The organism is Paraburkholderia aspalathi (assembly GCF_905220735.1).
In the GTDB taxonomy this organism is placed as follows: Bacteria; Pseudomonadota; Gammaproteobacteria; order Burkholderiales; family Burkholderiaceae; genus Paraburkholderia; species Paraburkholderia aspalathi.
In genome coordinates, this window is the sequence record NZ_CAJNBA010000002.1 from 605,853 (window position 1) to 621,008 (window position 15,156).

Genomic DNA, 15,156 nt, shown 5'->3' on the forward strand with positions numbered 1-15,156 from the left:
TACGTGTATCGCGTTTTTCTTAAGGCAGAGCCATGAGCACCGACACAGCCATACTCACCCCGATCGCAGAGACAACGCTGGCGCCGCGCCGGGTCGCATTTCGCACCACTGGCAGTGCGCACGGCGGCATTACGCGTCTCGCCAGTCCCTCCGATATCGGCGAGTTGATCAAGCCTTTTGTGTTCCTCGATCACGCCGTGGTCGTGCCGACCGGCAAGCCGATGTTCGGGATGCACCCGCACTCGGGGCTCGCCACACTCACCACCGTGCTGAGTGGCGGAATTTCCTATGCGGACACGACCGGCAAGAGTGGCGAACTTCACGCTGGCGGCCTCGAATGGATGAAGGCCGGCAATGGGGTCTGGCACGACGGAAACGTACTGCCGGGCGAAGCCGTGCGCCTCTTTCAACTCTGGGTCGCGCTACCGCCCTCGCAGGAGAACTCGCCGGCGGAAAGCCAGTACATTGCGCCGGCCGAGGTTCAGCGGGATGGGCCGGTTCGCGTCATCATCGGCCGCCACGGATCGGCGACGAGCGATATCCGCGCGCCTGAAGGCATCAACTACTTTCACGTCGAACTGAACGCTGGGGAGACGTGGCGCTACGTGCCGCCCGCCGGACACAACGTCTCGTGGCTGGCGATCGACAAGGGGAGGCTGAACGCATCCGAGCCGATCGAGGCAGGCGAGCTCGCCGTATTCGAGGAATCCGACGGGGCGCCCATTGAGTTGCATGCCGAGCAAGCGACGTCGTTCGTCATCGGCTCCGCTATCAAGCATCCCTATCCCCTGGTGCTCGGCTACTACTCGGTGCATACGAACGCCGATGCGCTTGCGCAGGGCGAGGCCGAGATCCGTCGCATCGGTCGCGATCTGGCCACGCAGCGCCGCGCCCGGTAAGCGCGGACATCGATGGAATGCGTGCCCGCCGTAGAAGGGTTCCCCGTGACGGTAAGTAAGTCACGGTAACCCCGGCGGGCACGATCTGCTTGCGAGATCGCTGAGCCGCCGGTTCACGCGATTTCGATACGTCACCGTGCGAATCCTAAAGCACGCCCGGACGAGCCGCGACACCATGGTCGAAGTCAAACCGTGGCCGCCGGCACATGTGCCTGCACGCCCCGTTACCGGGAAAAGGAGGCGCATCGTGAATTACCCCCACGCTCATTCAGGTTCGCTGCCGCCCAAGGGGGCGGCTAAGTCCGTTGCGGTACGTCGGCAGGAGGCGTCATGACCACGGCAGCGGACTATCTGGTCGATGCCCTGACACAGGCCGGCGTGAAGCGTATTTACGGCGTCGTCGGCGACTCGCTGAACGGCATCTCCGATTCGCTCAGGCGTTCCGGCGAGATCGACTGGATTCACGTGCGGCACGAGGAAGGGGCGGCCTTCGCGGCCGGCGCGGAAGCGCATCTCACCGGTCAACTGGCGGTATGTGCCGGCAGTTGCGGACCGGGCAACCTGCACCTCATCAACGGACTATTCGACTGCCATCGCAGCGGTGTGCCCGTGCTCGCGATCGCCGCGCACATTCCCAGCTCGGAAATCGGCATCGACTATTTTCAGGCGACGCATCCGGAAATCCTGTTCAAGGAGTGCAGCCATTACGTGGAGCTGGTGTCGCACGTCGACCAGTTGCCGCAGATCCTGACCCGCGCAATGCGCGCCGCGGTCGGACGGCGCGGTGTGGCGGTCGTCGTGATTCCGGGCAATGTCGCGCTGTCACCGACTACGGCCAAGGTCGCGCCCTGGCTGGTGCCGTCGGCGCCGCCCGTGCTGCGTCCCGCTGACGAAGAGATCTCGCGCCTCGCGGATGTGCTGCACGCGGCGTCGCGCGTGACGCTGATGTGCGGCGCGGGCTGCGCGGGCGCGCACGACGAAGTGGTCGAACTCGCGAAGCGCCTGAAGGCGCCGATCGTGCACTCGCTGCGCGGCAAGGAGCACGTCGAACATGACAACCCATACGACGTCGGCATGACCGGCATGGTGGGGTTTGCATCGGGCTACGCCGCGATGAAGGCGTGCGACATGCTGCTTCTGCTCGGCACTGACTTTCCGTACCGGCAGTTCTATCCCGAGGACGCCACGATCGCGCAGATCGACGTGCGTCCCGAAGCGCTCGGCAACCGCTGTTCGCTCGATCTTGGCCTTGTCGGCACGGTCAAGGACACGCTCGCCGCGTTGCTGCCGGTCCTCAAGGAAAAGACCGATTCGTCGCATCTCGACAGCGCGCTCGCGCATTACCAGAAGGCGCGCAAGGATCTCGATTCGCTTGCAGAGAGTAATCCGTCGAGCACGACGATCCATCCGCAGTATGTGACGCGGCTCGTGAGCCAGCTGGCGGCCGACGATGCGATCTTCACCTGTGACGTAGGCACGCCGATCGCCTGGACCGCGCGCTATCTGAAGCTGAATGGCCGGCGGCGGCTGATCGGTTCGTTCAATCACGGCTCGATGGCGAACGCGATGCTGCATTCGATCGGCGCTCAGGCCACGTACCCTGGCCGCCAGGTGATCTCGATGTCCGGCGACGGCGGATTCACGATGATGATGGGCGACTTCATCACGCTGGTTCAGGCGAAGCTGCCGGTGAAGGTGATCGTGCTGAACAACGGCACGCTGGGTTTCGTCGAGATCGAAATGCGCGCGTCGGGCTTCGTCGATACCGGCACCGATCTCGTCAATCCGAACTTCGCACGCATGGCCGAAGCGATGGGCGTGAAGGGCATTCGCGTCGAGAAACCGCAGGAACTTGAAGGCGCGATCGCGGCAGCGCTCGCCCACGACGGACCCGCGCTCGTCGACGTCGTCAGCGCGCGCCAGGAGCTGATCATGCCGCCGAAGACCACCGTCGATGAAGCCTGGCATTTCGGCCTCTTCATGATGAAGGCGGTGATGGACGGACGCGGCGGCGAGCTGATCGATCTCGCGAAAGTGAACCTGACGCGCTGAACCTTGGTATCCGGAATGTCCGGTGCGCCAGGATCGCGCGATTCGGTTGAGTCGTAATGCTTCATTGCCTGCCATCAGGGAGAGACGGCGATGTCGAGTGGTGTGCGCCGTAGGCGCCATGGATGGACGGTCCTGATGTCGTGCGCGACGTTGACGCTGACAGCGTGTAGCGACGCGCCGTCGGTCGGCGTGCTGGGCGCGTATTTTCCGGACTGGCTGTTTTGTATCGTGGGCGGCGTGCTGCTGGTGGTATGCGTGCACGTGCTGCTGTCGCGAAGCGGCCGCGGCGCCTGGCTCACGCCGCCCGCGATCGTCTATCCGGCGCTGACGGTGCTGTTTTCCATCGCGCTCTGGGTAGCAGGCTTCAACCTTTAACGCTTTTGATGATCCCTTTAACCTTTAGCTGATCGTGTGACCATGACTGCTGCCCAAAGCACGGACGCAGGAAAGCAGCGTCCGCGAACCTGGCCCGCCATCCTGCTGATCGTGCTGGCCGTGATCGCGATCATCGCCGTGATCTGGCGCGTGGATACTGTGCCGCGCACCGACGACGCCTATGCGTACGCCGATACGATCGGCGTCTCGCCCGAAGTCAGCGGCAAGATCGTGACGCTCGCGGTGCGCAACAACCAGGCGGTGAAGCAGGGCGATCTGCTGTTCGAGATCGACCCGCGGCCGTATCAGTTCGCGTTGCAGCGCGCCCAGGCGGCGCTTGCGCAACTCGATGCGCAGATTCCGCTGACGCAACGCACCGTCAATGCACAAGGATTCAGTGCCGAGGCGGCGAAGTCGTCAGTCGCACGGGCCCAGGCCGCCGCGAAGCAGGCGGGGGATACGCTGGCGAGAATGGAGCCGCTGATCGGCAAGGGCTACGTTTCCGCCGACGATCTGGATCGCGCGCGCACCACGCAACGCTCGGCGCTCGCCGAGCTTGCTGCGGCGCAAGCGCAGGCCCGCGAGGCGCAGGCGGCGGTCAGCAGCGTCGCCGCGCTCGTCGCGCAGCGCGCGGTGCTGACGGCTGAAATCTCCTCGGCGCAGCTCAACCTGGAGTACGCGACCGTGCGCGCGCCGTTCGATGGCCGCGTCGTCGAGTTGCGCACGTCCGTTGGGCAATTCGTGTCCGCGCAAAAGCCCGTCTTCACGCTGATCGATACGCGGCACTGGTACGTGATCGCTAATCTCCGCGAGAACGAGCTTGGCAACATCCGGCCCGGCACCCGCGCGACCGTTTACCTGATGAGCAATACGCGCATCCGTTTCAGCGGTTCGGTCGACTCGATCGGCTTTGGCGTCGATCCGCAGGACGGCAGCGGCACCGCGAACGGTCTGCCGAGTATTCAACGCAGCATCAACTGGGTGCACGTCTCACAGCGTTTCCCGGTGAAGATCCTGGTCGATCACCCCGATCCGCAGATGTTCCGGATCGGCACGTCCGCGGTCGCCGTGCTGCAGCCCGAACGTCGCGAAGATCGTGACAATCGCGCGACGCCTAACGGAGCGCCGTCATGAGTGGGCTCGACGGTGTCGGGCGTCATCTCGCCTGGCCGCGGCCGCTCGGGCAACTGGCAGGCTTTCTGCGCTCGGAGCTTGGCGCGTTTCCTGGGCGCGCCAACCTGACCATGCGCAGCGTGCTCGGCTGCGCGATCGTGCTAATCGTGTCGATGACCTTGCGGGTGCCCGAGGTGGCGTTGTCGCTGATCGCGGTTTTTTTCGTCACGCAGTCGAACATCGTGCTGACCCGTCTCGTCGCATTGTTGGCCGTGATCGGCACGACCTGCGCGATCGCCTGCATCATCGGCGTCTTCAAGCTGACGTTCGACTATCCGCTGCTGCGCATCGTCGTCGCAAGCGCCATCTTTTTTTGCAGCGCCTATATGATGCGGGCCGTGGCGAAACTGGGGCTGGTGTTCTTTCTCGTCTCGCTGATCGTGATTTACGCGCAGACTTTTGCCGATCGGACCGATAACGCGGAAGCGCTGGTGCGTGCGTGTCTGTGGGTGTGGGTGGCGGTCAACTATGCAGTTGTGCTGTCGCTGATCATCAACACGCTGTTTCTGCCGGCCGAACCGGAGCAGCAGTTGCGCGCCGCCATGCAAGGGCAGCTCGCGACGGCCCGTGCGCGGCTCGCGATCATGATCGACGCGAATGCGCCGGCCGTGCGCATCGGCGCGCTCGATCTCGAGCGCGCCGCCCTCACGTTGCAGAAGCTGCTGCGCTTTTCGACCATGCGTCACCACTACAGCGAGGAAGATGCCTCGGCGTGGTTGGCCTGCGTGACCGTGGTGTCGCGCATTTTCGAAGCTGCGGCGGTGCTGCCCGAGCATGCAGTCGCGCACGACGCCGGGCAGATCGATGCCATCCGCGTGGTGCAGGACGAACTCGTGTCGCTCGAACACGCGATCGGCGACAACCTGCAATGGCGGCATTGGGGCGCATCGCGTGAGGCGCCGGTGTTGACCTCGATACCCGCGCTCGACGCGATGCAACGTGCGCTCAACGTGTTCTCCGAGGCCACGCGGGGCGCTGTCGCGCCGCCGCCGGAAGACGCGGCCGCCGGCAGTGCAGCGGCCAAAGAGGCGAAAGAGGAGCAGGCGACAAAAGCGACGACAGCGGCGGCTCCTACAGCGCAGCCCGAACCCGACATCTTCGCGAATCCGCGTTACGCGCGCTTCGCGCTGCGTACGCTGTTCTCGGTATTGATCTGCTACGTGTTCTACAACGCGGTGAACTGGCCGGGTATCCACACGGTCATGCTGACATGTCTCGTGGTCGCGCTGCCGAGCCTTGGCGCGTCGAGCCGCCAGGGCGTGCTGCGGATCACCGGTGCACTGATCGGCAGTGCACTGGCGCTGTTCATGGTCGCGTTCGTGATTCCGCAACTGGAAAGCGTGACGGGGCTGCTGCTGATGAGTTTGCCCGTGATCGCGCTCGGCGCCTGGGTGGCGGCGGGATCTGAGCGGAGCGCCTATGCAGGAATCCAGATCATGTTTACGTTTGCGCTGGCGTTGCTCGAATCGTTCTCACCGCCGTCGGATCTCACTGAGATCCGCGACCGGATCGTCGGCATCATTCTGGGTGTCGGCGTGGCCACCTTTATCCAGATGTCGATGTGGCCGGAGCGCGAATCGGATGGCCTGCGTGCGCAACTGACGTCGATATTGCGCAAGATCGCGGCGTTGGCTCGCATCGAGGCGAAGGCGGTGCAGAGCGGCCCACGCGCGACGGATTCTGCAGCGGTGGTTGAAGCGTGGACCATGGTCGGCGATTGCGAGATGGCGCTCGCGCGTGTCGCGCTCGAACCCGACTGGCGCGAGGGGGAGACATCACGTATCACGCTGTTGTCGCAGACGGTGCTCGCGCAGAGCCGGGCGATGCTTGTCGCGCTCGAAGCGTTTCACCATGAAGCGATGATCAATGCGTCGGCAGGCGCACCGATGGAGCGCGCAGAGAAGTTTCAGTCGGATGTCGCGGATGCGCTGGAGCGATACGCGTCACAGCTCGTGGCTGAGCCATCGGCCGCGATGACGCCGACGCGGCTCGATTCGAGTGGATTGCGCGCCACGCTGCCGCCGGCAGGGGCAGTGGAGACCGCAGGCGGCCAAACGTTGGAGCGGCTCGCGCAACGGATCGATGCGGCGCTCGCCGGGTTGCCACGCTGGTTGCCCGACGAACGTGCGTCCGGCGAATTTGCGAGTGCGGGGTGATCGGCGATGACGCACTTCGTTCTCATCCTGCGCCGTCTGCCGCGCTTACTGAGCGCACGACTGTTCAACCACTGGCTCGCGTCGCTCGCGCTGCCCTGGCTCGCCTCGTGCGCGATCATTCACCACGATAGTCCGCCGGCCGCGATGATCACGCCGCAGCAGATCCGTCTCGCCGACGACATCCATCTGGCCAACGAAGGCTGGCCGTCGGCACGCTGGTGGGAGCAGTATCACGATCCGCAGCTCAATACGCTCGTCGATCAGGCGCTCGCGCACGCGCCTTCGCTCGCCATTGCGCGCGAGCACGTCTCGCAAGCTCATGCGCAAGTCGAACTGATCCGCGCGGGATCCGGTCTGCAGATGTCCGCGCTCGCGGAAGCCGATCGCGAGCATGTCTCGGGTCACGGGTTCCTCAGCGCGTACGCGTCGCACGACCCGCAGATCGGAGCGTTTGGGCCGTGGTACTGGACCGGGCTGGTGGGCGTCGACGCGCACTACGACATCGACATCTGGGGCAAGCAGCGCGACCTTGTGCGTGCGGCGATCGGCGAGCAGAACGCACGGCGCGCGGAGGCGGCGCAGGCCGAGCTGGAACTCTCGGCAGGCGTCGCGCAGCTTTACTACAGCATCCAGATCACTTACGCGAGCATTGATCTGTTGCGCCAGCTTCGCGAAGTGCGCGCCTTCGAACTCGATACGCGATCGGCGCGGCACGAACGCGGCCTCGAAGCGTTGACCCAGACCGCCCAGGCACGCTCGCAGGTGCTCGCGATTGACCAGCAGATCGCCTCGAGCGAGGAGCAGATCGTCCACGCACGCGAAGCCCTGCGCGCGCTGGCGGGCGTCGGTCCCGACGATCTGCCGGCAATCGCACCGGTGCCCTTGCCGGCGCCGTCGGCCTCACTGCCGTCGACGCTATCGTATGAGCTGCTCGCGCGGCGCCCGGATCTGCAGGCCATGCGCTGGCTGGTGCAGGCGTCGTTCGACAAGATCGATGCGTCGAAGGCCGCGTTCTACCCGAGCTTCGACATCACGGCGTTCTTCGGTTTCAACGCGTTGCGAATGCGCGACCTGTTCCTGCATTCGAGCCAGCAGATCAACCTCATTCCCGGCCTCACGCTGCCGATCTTCGACGGTGGCCGCCTGAACGCGAACCTGCACGGCGCGCGCACGGCGAGCAACACGCTGATCGAGCAGTACGACCAGGCCGTGCTCGACGCGGTGCGCGACGTCGCGCAGAGCGGCAGCGCGATCGACGACCTCGATCACCGCGCGCATCTGCAGCGTGACCGGATCGACGCGTTGCGCTTTGCGAGCGACAGTGCCGAGGCGAGCTACAAGACCGGCCTCGGCGACAGGACGAGCGCGATGCAGGCGAAGGCGCCGGTCATCGCTGGACGCCTCGAACTCGTGCAACTGACCGGCGACGAAATCGAAGCGGGCATCGTGCTGACTCGTGCGCTGGGTGGCGGCTATCGCAGCGACGACCTGCCGGCGGAGTCGGCCAGCACGAACAAGCCCTAGGCGGCGAGCAGGGCGGTTTCTTTAATGCTGCCGGTTGCCCGCACGAGCGTGTCGCCCCTCTGTCGGGGGATGGACCGCCGTGCTGGTCGATGCAAACGCTGATGCAAACGCCGACGCTAACGCTAACGCGACCGATGACCCGTCTGCCATGGAGCCAGGTCATGAAGAATCATGATGCTTCGGAAATCCGTACGCCACTTCGGGCAACGCCGTTGCTCTACCCGGAGCCGTTGACTCGTCGAGGCCGGTCGTGACGCAGGACATCAATCTGATCGAGCTCACCGCCGAAATCGTGGCGAGCTTCGTGTCGTGCAATCCGTTGCCGGCAGACGACTTGCCGGAGTTCATCTGGAGCACGTACGCGGCGCTGGCCGCATTGCACACGACGTCGGTACCGGCCGCGCGGCAGCGGGCGGCGGTGCCGATCGAGGAATCGGTGCGCGACGATTATCTCGTCTGTCTCGAAGACGGGCGCAAGCTGAAGTCGCTCAAACGCTACCTGCAGCGCCACTTCGCGATGACCCCCGACGAATACCGCGCGAAGTGGGGCCTGCCCGCGGACTATCCGATGGTCGCGCCGGCCTATTCCGCGCTGCGTTCGTCGATTGCGAAGCGCCATCCCGCCGGCGCAATCAAACCGCGTCGCGGTGCCTAAGATCGTACGAATGAGGGATGCCGCTCCCGTCGTACTCACCCAATGAGGGGATGTTGCGCCGCCGCCAGACTGCGCAAGATAGGGTCCGTCGACTTACACCCTGCGGAGGCGCACATGTTCACGCGGAGACTCAATGCAGCGTGCGGCAACGAGCCGGCAGACTTCGCCGCCGACGATGAGACCGCGCTCGACGAAGCCGAACGGGTCGCCGACGCGTCTCATCGGCTCCACTCGGACAGCGCCTGCGACGCGATCGTCGCTCGCCTCGTCGCGCAGGCCACTGAGCAAACGCGGCCGTCCACGCGGCGCGCGGCGTCGCTGCCGCAGTGGCGTCTGCGGCGCGCGCTCGACTTTATCGAAGCGAATCTCGCGCAGCCGATCGGACTAGCCGATGTGGCCGCCAGCACCGGACTCACCCGCATGCATTTCGCCGCGCAGTTCCGCTCGACAACCGGTTATTCGCCGCATGCGTATCTGCTACGGCGCAGGATCGAGCATGCCCAGATGCTGCTACGCTCGTCGGCGCTCAGCGTGCTCGACGTCGCGCTCAGTTGTGGCTTCGGATCGCATGCGCACTTTACGACCGTGTTCGGGCGGATCGTCGGCGAGCCGCCCAACAGTTGGCGAACCCGCATGCGGGACGAGGAGCCGATCGTGGAGCCGGCGGTGGCTATCGACCCGCGCCGTGGCGACAGAGGAGCTTGATCATGCAGACCGACCTGGCGGATGATGCATGCTGGTGCGCCGCGTTGCGCCTGCTCGATGGGGGCGCGTGGGAGTGGGCCGCGAGCCGGCTGGCGCCGCGCGTCGAAGCGGCAAAGGTGCGGGGCGCGCCAATCGATGCGTGCCGCGAATGCGTAGTACGGGTGCTCGATCGCCTGTCGACAAAGGTAGTGGTCGTCTACTGGTGCGATGCAACGTCCTGCCGCTACGGCGACCAGTTGTGGCGGGTGGGCGTCTCGAGGCGGCGCGGCCGCTGCGCGTTGTCGGGTGCGCCGATCAAGGCCGGCGACGTGGTTTATCGTCCGCGCCAGGGGCGGCCGAGGCCCGTCAACGCGACCGCGATGATGCTGGCCTCCGAGGTCGAACGCGTCTCACCCGGTTGATCGCCGGCTGCATTACAAATCCCGGTATTGATTGCTTTCGTTTCAGTTTCAGTCCGGGCAATACCGGGCAACAACCCATCCTTTACCAAAAAAGAACCGAATCATCACGCTTTTCCGGACGGTCATCTCTAGTCTGGACGGTACTGCGTTCGTCCAGCGATTGTGACGATCAGGTGTCCGACGGAGCGAGGAATGAACGAGGCATGGGTCTGCGAAATTCATCAGGAAGCGGGGCATCTTCAACCCCGCGCGGCGCCGCCGCGAGGGCAGTCCGATGCCCTCGTGACGCGGGCGCTTCATGTCGTGCCGCCCACGCCGGTGTTTGCCGACGAACTTCGGTCCGAACTTCAGTCGCTCGCGCGCGTCGGCCGGGAACGGCCTGCAGCCAGTGTAGCGCGCATCCATCTGGATCTGGCGCGCGCGTGGCAGATGGTGATCCGCGGCGAGGCCGCCGAAGCGCTGCTGAGCGCGCAGCGGCTTGAAGGGCAGGTCGGTCCGCTAACTGGCCCGGTTGCCGTTGCGGTGCGTTGCGAGATCGCGGCCGTGCGCGCTGCGGCGCTCCTACTGCAGGACGACGCGGGGGCCGCATTGGCCGCTGCGCTTTCCGCGCTGCGGCTCGGCACCGCAACACCCACCGCGCACGTCGCGCTGACGGTGTGCCGCTGCGCTTACTTGCGCCTCGGCGACCCCGAGAGTTTCTACGCGGTGGAACGCCGCGCGCCGGACGCTCAGCCCGGCCGGCTGCGCGCGGTCACCACGATGCTCGACATTGCGCTCGATGCCGCGGTCGAATTCGCCCAGATGCATTTCAATGCCGCGCGCCTGCTGGCCGATGACGCACTCGATGTCGCGCGCCGTTTCGGGGCCGGTCCGGCGACAATCGACGCGCTGCCCGCCTGCGTGATGGCGCAGGTGCTGTACGAGGAGGGCCGTGTTGACGAGAGCGAGGCGCTGGTCGCGGCACGGTTGCCGGGAATCCGGCAGGGCGGTGCGATCGAAGGCGCGGTGCGCGCTTACGGACTGCTTGCGCGCATCGCCGCGAACCGGCGGCAACCGGGACAAGCGCTCCTGCTGCTGGCCGAGGCGGACGCGCTTGGGATCAAGCGCAACTGGCCGCGGCTGCGCGCGGCGAGCCTCGCGCAGCAGGTCGAGATCCACGCGGGTGCGGATCGCCTCGACGAGGCGGCGCTCTGCGCACAACGGCTCGCCGTGCTGGCCGGGCAATGCGGCGCCGCGAGCAGCAGCGCGCGCTTCGAGATCGCGCGCTACCACGTACTTGCGCAGGCGCGGCTTGCGCTCGCAAAGACGCATTCATCAGCATGCGCTCCCGCGTTTCCTCAGGCACCCATCGAGGTATCCGCCGCGATCGATCTCGTAGCGCTGCGGCAGCTCCATAGCGATACCGTTCTAAGGCGTGACCGATACGGCGCGGTGACCATCGCGCTATTGCTGATCGAAGCGTTGCTGGTCGCCGGTCTGCGAGACGACGCGGTCGAGGCGCTCGTCACGCTGCTCAAGCAGGGGGCTTCGGCGGGACTGCAGCAAACGCTCGTTGACTGCAGCGAGCGCGTGGCGAAGCTGATCGACGGGATGGCGCGCGGGTCGATCGTGCCCGCAGGCGACGTCCGCGAGCTGCTTCCCTATGCAGGCGCTTTGATGTCGCGACGCCGGCGTGGCGCCGCCCATGCGCAACCGGCGAGCGATACGGCACGGGACATCGCACGGTCCGTGGCCGCCATGGGCCTGAGCGAACGTGAACGCGTGATCATCGGACTGATGGGGCGCGGGCTGACCAACAAGCAGATTGCGATCCGGCTGTGCATCGCGCCCGAGACAGTGAAGTCGCACGCCAAGCATCTCTACTCGAAGCTGTCGGTGAGGAACCGGATCGAAGCGGTGACGCTGGCGAGCCGCCTGGGTCTCGTCCGGCTATCCGCGTGCGGGCACGCCGGTGACTAACCCGCTTCGAACGTCTCGCGCAGACGATGGCCCGACGGCAGCTTTGCCGCGAGTGCGTCTTTCATCGTCTTGCTGAGTGCTGCGTGGTAGTCGGCCGTTTGCATGTCGCCGGCCAACTCGCAGGCGCGGGCCGCTGTGCGATGGATACGCCAGTTCGCGAGCGGCGTCTGGTAACCCTGAGTCGCGTCGAGCGCATGCTGCACGCAGTGCAACGCATGGGTTGCATCATCCTGTTCGCACGCAACCCGCGCGCGCGTCTCCCACGCGAAACCCTGCCACGTGCGTTCTTCAATCGACGTCGCCAGTTTGACGAGACGGTCGGCATGCGTGATCGCAGCGTCGAGATCGCCGTCCGCCAGTGCGGCGCCCGCGAGCCCCCATTCGAGCGGCAGACGCCAGTACCAGTCGAAGATCACCGGCAGCGCGTCCATTCGCTGCATCACCTGCGTGAGCGCGTCGCGTGCGGCGCGCGTATCGCCGAGGCCGAGCTGTGCGAGCCCGGTCAGCAGCAGGCAGAGCCGGTATTCGGCCGGCAGGATCGATTTGCCGCTGCCCGGTTCGGGCGACTTGCCCGCCAGCACCTGCGTGCAGGATTGCAGCATGGCGTCAAAATCCATTGCGTGGAATTGCACCCAGCAGCGATAGAGCGTGAGCGTGTCCGCGCCGTACGGGTTGCCGTTGTGCGCGAACATCGCGATCGCCTTGTCGAACTCGCGCTGCGCGCGGTCGAAGTCGCCGAGATAGAGCTGCGTCCACGGCACACCCAGATGCACCATCCAGGTGGCGCGCGCCATGTTGAACTCGGGGCGGTTTTCGTCGTTCTCGACGAGGAAACGGTAACTTTTGAGGATGGTGTCCTGCGCTTCCTGGTAGTGCGACGACACGAGCAAGACCATGGAGTATTCGCACAGCGACCAGGCGGTCGTGTAGGGATCGTCACCGGCGCGCAGGGGGACGAGCGCGGCTTCGCAGCGCGCGATGTCTTCGGCGCACCAGCCGCGCACCCACATCCGCCAAACGTAGCAGCTGATGCGGGTGCGGGCCTGCTGCTGCGGGTCGGTCTGCCGGTCGCTAAGCGCGAGCGTTTCGCCGATGATCTGGCTGCAGCGCAACTGGTCGCGCCAGCTATACGTGTACGCGAGGCTCATCAGCGCCCGGCTCTGGATATCGATCAGGCCGTGCTGCGCGGCACGTTCCGCGAGCTGCTCGCAGGTTTCCCGCGCGCGGGAATCGTGGGCCGCCGCGAAGATCGACGCCCGCCCTTCGAGGAATTCCGTTTCCGCCGCCGCGCGAGCTTCAGTGGGCAGGTTCGCCGCGAACATCAGCGCGCGGTCGAGGACCGCGAGCGCGTCGTTGTACGCGAGACGCTTCTTCGCCGTCTGGATCGCAATGCGCAGATAGCCGACTGCACGTTCCCAGCGTTTCGCGGCGGCAAAGTGCTGGGCGAGTTCGGCGGCGACCCCGCCGCGCTCCTCGGGTGCGAACAGCGCCTCGAGCGCTTCGGCAACGCGCAGATGAGAGCGGATGGTGCGCAGCGGTCCTTGCCGCTCGTAGAAGGTCTGCCGGTACATGGTGTGGCGGAACGCATAGGTGCTCGCGGCGAACCCGTCCTCGAGCGCAGACGACGGCTCGCGCCGGATAAAGCTTTCCTGACGGCAGAGCGCCTCGCAGATATCTTCGAACAGCTCCTGGCTCAAGCCGGCGGCCGGCGCCGCGGTGATGACGCTAAACGCGAGGCCGGCGACGCTCGCGCCTTCGAGCGCGCGTTGCTGGTCGTAGTTCAGCCGCTGGATGCGATGCTCGATGACCTGGTTCAATGTGAGCGGCACTTCCAGCCGCACTTCCGAGGGCGACAGATGCAGCTTCCAGCCCTCGGGCGTCGATTGCGCGATGCCTTGTTCGACCAGGTGATCGAGCGTTGCGACCATGAAGAGCGGGTTGCCGCCGGAGCGCTCGCGCACCAGCTGGGCGAAGCCGTTCGCGCTATCGGGCCTGACATCGCGCGGGCCGCCCGTCAGATATTCGGCGATGGCGCCTTCGCTCAGTGGTTCCAGCACGATGTCGTGACACAGCTTCTGCAAGCCCAGATCGCGGTTCAGCCGGCACAAGGGATGTTGCGCAAGTTCGGCGTCTTCCGGGCGGTACGTGGCGATGACCATCAGACGTGCGCCGCTACGATGGCGGGCAAGCGCGGAGAGCATGTCGACCGTCGAATAATCGGACCAGTGCAGGTCTTCGAACACCAGTGCGAGCGGCCGCTCCAGCGAGAGCGCTTCGAGGAATTCGCAGATCTCCCTCAGCATGCGCCCGCTCGCCGCGCCGATCACCTGATGCTGAAGTTCGGCGCGGTATTGCTGCGGCACCGATCCCAGCATCTGGAGCGCCCAGGTCGGCGCGATCGACACGAGCGTGCGGGTGATCATCGGGCCCGCTTCGCCGCGGGTCAGTTGGGTGAGCGCGTCGAGCACCGGGTAGTAAGGCTCGATGCCGCCATAACCTTCGACGCAGCGCCCGAGCGACGTCAACACCGTGGCATTGCCATCGAGCGAGTCCAGGAAGCGATTGACGAGCGTCGTCTTGCCGATGCCAGGTTCCCCCGCCACGAACACGATGCGCGATGCGCCATTGCGTGCCTCATCGAACAGCGCCTTCAAGCGGTTCAGTTGCTGCTTGCGGCCGACAAACCCGCCATGGCTGCGCTGGTCCGCCTCGCGCGGGCCGTTGCTGGAACTGGCGGAGAGCGGCGCAATGAAGCAATAGCCGCGGCCGCGATGGGTTTCGATAAAGCTTGGACGTGCGGGATCGTCGCCGAGCGCGGTGCGGATGGTCAGCATGTGAGCCTTCAGCACTTCGGGCTGAACATGCACGTTCTGCCAGAGGGCATCGAGGAATTCCTCGTGCGTGATGAGCCGCCCGGCATGGTCGATCAGGTATTGCAGCATGTCGTAGGCGCGTGGCGCCAACGTGAGCCTGCGGCTCGTGCCGTCGGGCGCGCATTGCCAGACGCATCGATTCACTCGATCCAGCCGAAAGGGTGGGAAATCGATCACCTAGGTTCTCCGATGGAGCTGCAGCCCGACTTGGTTGCCGCGATTTTATACTGCGCCTGTCGGTCATGCTGAGTGGAGCATTTCATTACACAATCAGGACCAGAAAATCACCCCTCCGGATTTCGAACACCTTACCCTGACGGGAGAAGTGTGCGTCTCGTCCTGGCAGGCGGGCGCGTTTGTTCTTCAGAGTTGTTCTTCAGAGGG

At 65.5% G+C, this 15,156-nt stretch carries 11 protein-coding genes; 10 read left to right on the forward strand and 1 reads right to left on the reverse strand.

Annotated elements, in window-relative coordinates:
• Positions 1-32 precede the first annotated feature (32 nt).
• From KHO30_RS13510 to KHO30_RS13555, 10 genes are all read left to right on the forward strand, one after another.
• A complete protein-coding gene (locus KHO30_RS13510) occupies positions 33-899 on the forward strand; it encodes a pirin family protein (RefSeq protein ID WP_211701270.1) in 867 nt (288 codons plus the stop codon).
• Positions 900-1,229: 330 nt separating this feature from the next.
• Complete coding sequence (gene poxB, locus KHO30_RS13515) at positions 1,230-2,951, forward strand: ubiquinone-dependent pyruvate dehydrogenase (protein ID WP_211701271.1); 1,722 nt, start codon at positions 1,230-1,232, stop codon at positions 2,949-2,951.
• Between the two features lie 90 nt (positions 2,952-3,041).
• Entirely contained in the window at positions 3,042-3,326 is a 285-nt protein-coding gene (locus KHO30_RS13520) for a YtcA family lipoprotein (protein ID WP_093639955.1), read from the forward strand.
• A 42-nt stretch (positions 3,327-3,368) separates the two neighbouring features.
• Positions 3,369-4,460, forward strand: a complete 1,092-nt coding sequence (gene mdtN, locus KHO30_RS13525) for a multidrug transporter subunit MdtN (protein WP_211701272.1) — start codon at positions 3,369-3,371, stop codon at positions 4,458-4,460.
• Positions 4,457-6,655: an FUSC family protein gene (locus KHO30_RS13530; protein ID WP_211701273.1), complete on the forward strand. Its 2,199-nt coding sequence runs from the start codon at positions 4,457-4,459 to the stop codon at positions 6,653-6,655. The genes mdtN and KHO30_RS13530 overlap by 4 nt, the downstream gene beginning before the upstream one ends.
• A 6-nt stretch (positions 6,656-6,661) precedes the next feature.
• Positions 6,662-8,179 carry an MdtP family multidrug efflux transporter outer membrane subunit gene (locus KHO30_RS13535; RefSeq protein WP_093639946.1) on the forward strand — a complete coding sequence of 506 codons (1,518 nt, stop codon included), beginning with the start codon at positions 6,662-6,664 and terminating at the stop codon, positions 8,177-8,179.
• 250 nt (positions 8,180-8,429) lie between these two features.
• Positions 8,430-8,834: a Ros/MucR family transcriptional regulator gene (locus KHO30_RS13540; RefSeq protein WP_054035276.1), complete on the forward strand. Its 405-nt coding sequence runs from the start codon at positions 8,430-8,432 to the stop codon at positions 8,832-8,834.
• 114 nt (positions 8,835-8,948) lie between these two features.
• A complete protein-coding gene (locus tag KHO30_RS13545; protein WP_244864028.1) occupies positions 8,949-9,539 on the forward strand; it encodes a helix-turn-helix domain-containing protein in 591 nt (196 codons plus the stop codon).
• A 2-nt stretch (positions 9,540-9,541) separates the two neighbouring features.
• Complete coding sequence (locus tag KHO30_RS13550; protein WP_200652276.1) at positions 9,542-9,940, forward strand: DUF3331 domain-containing protein; 399 nt, start codon at positions 9,542-9,544, stop codon at positions 9,938-9,940.
• 192 nt (positions 9,941-10,132) lie between these two features.
• Complete coding sequence (locus KHO30_RS13555) at positions 10,133-11,899, forward strand: response regulator transcription factor (protein ID WP_211701275.1); 1,767 nt, start codon at positions 10,133-10,135, stop codon at positions 11,897-11,899.
• On the opposite strand, the gene KHO30_RS13560 is transcribed toward KHO30_RS13555, so the two are convergent.
• The gene (locus KHO30_RS13560; protein WP_211701276.1) at positions 11,896-14,949 is read right to left on the reverse strand and encodes an ATP-binding protein; all 3,054 of its coding nucleotides are present in this window, start codon (positions 14,947-14,949) and stop codon (positions 11,896-11,898) included. The two genes, KHO30_RS13555 and KHO30_RS13560, sit on opposite strands and share 4 nt — an antisense overlap.
• Positions 14,950-15,156 lie beyond the last annotated feature (207 nt).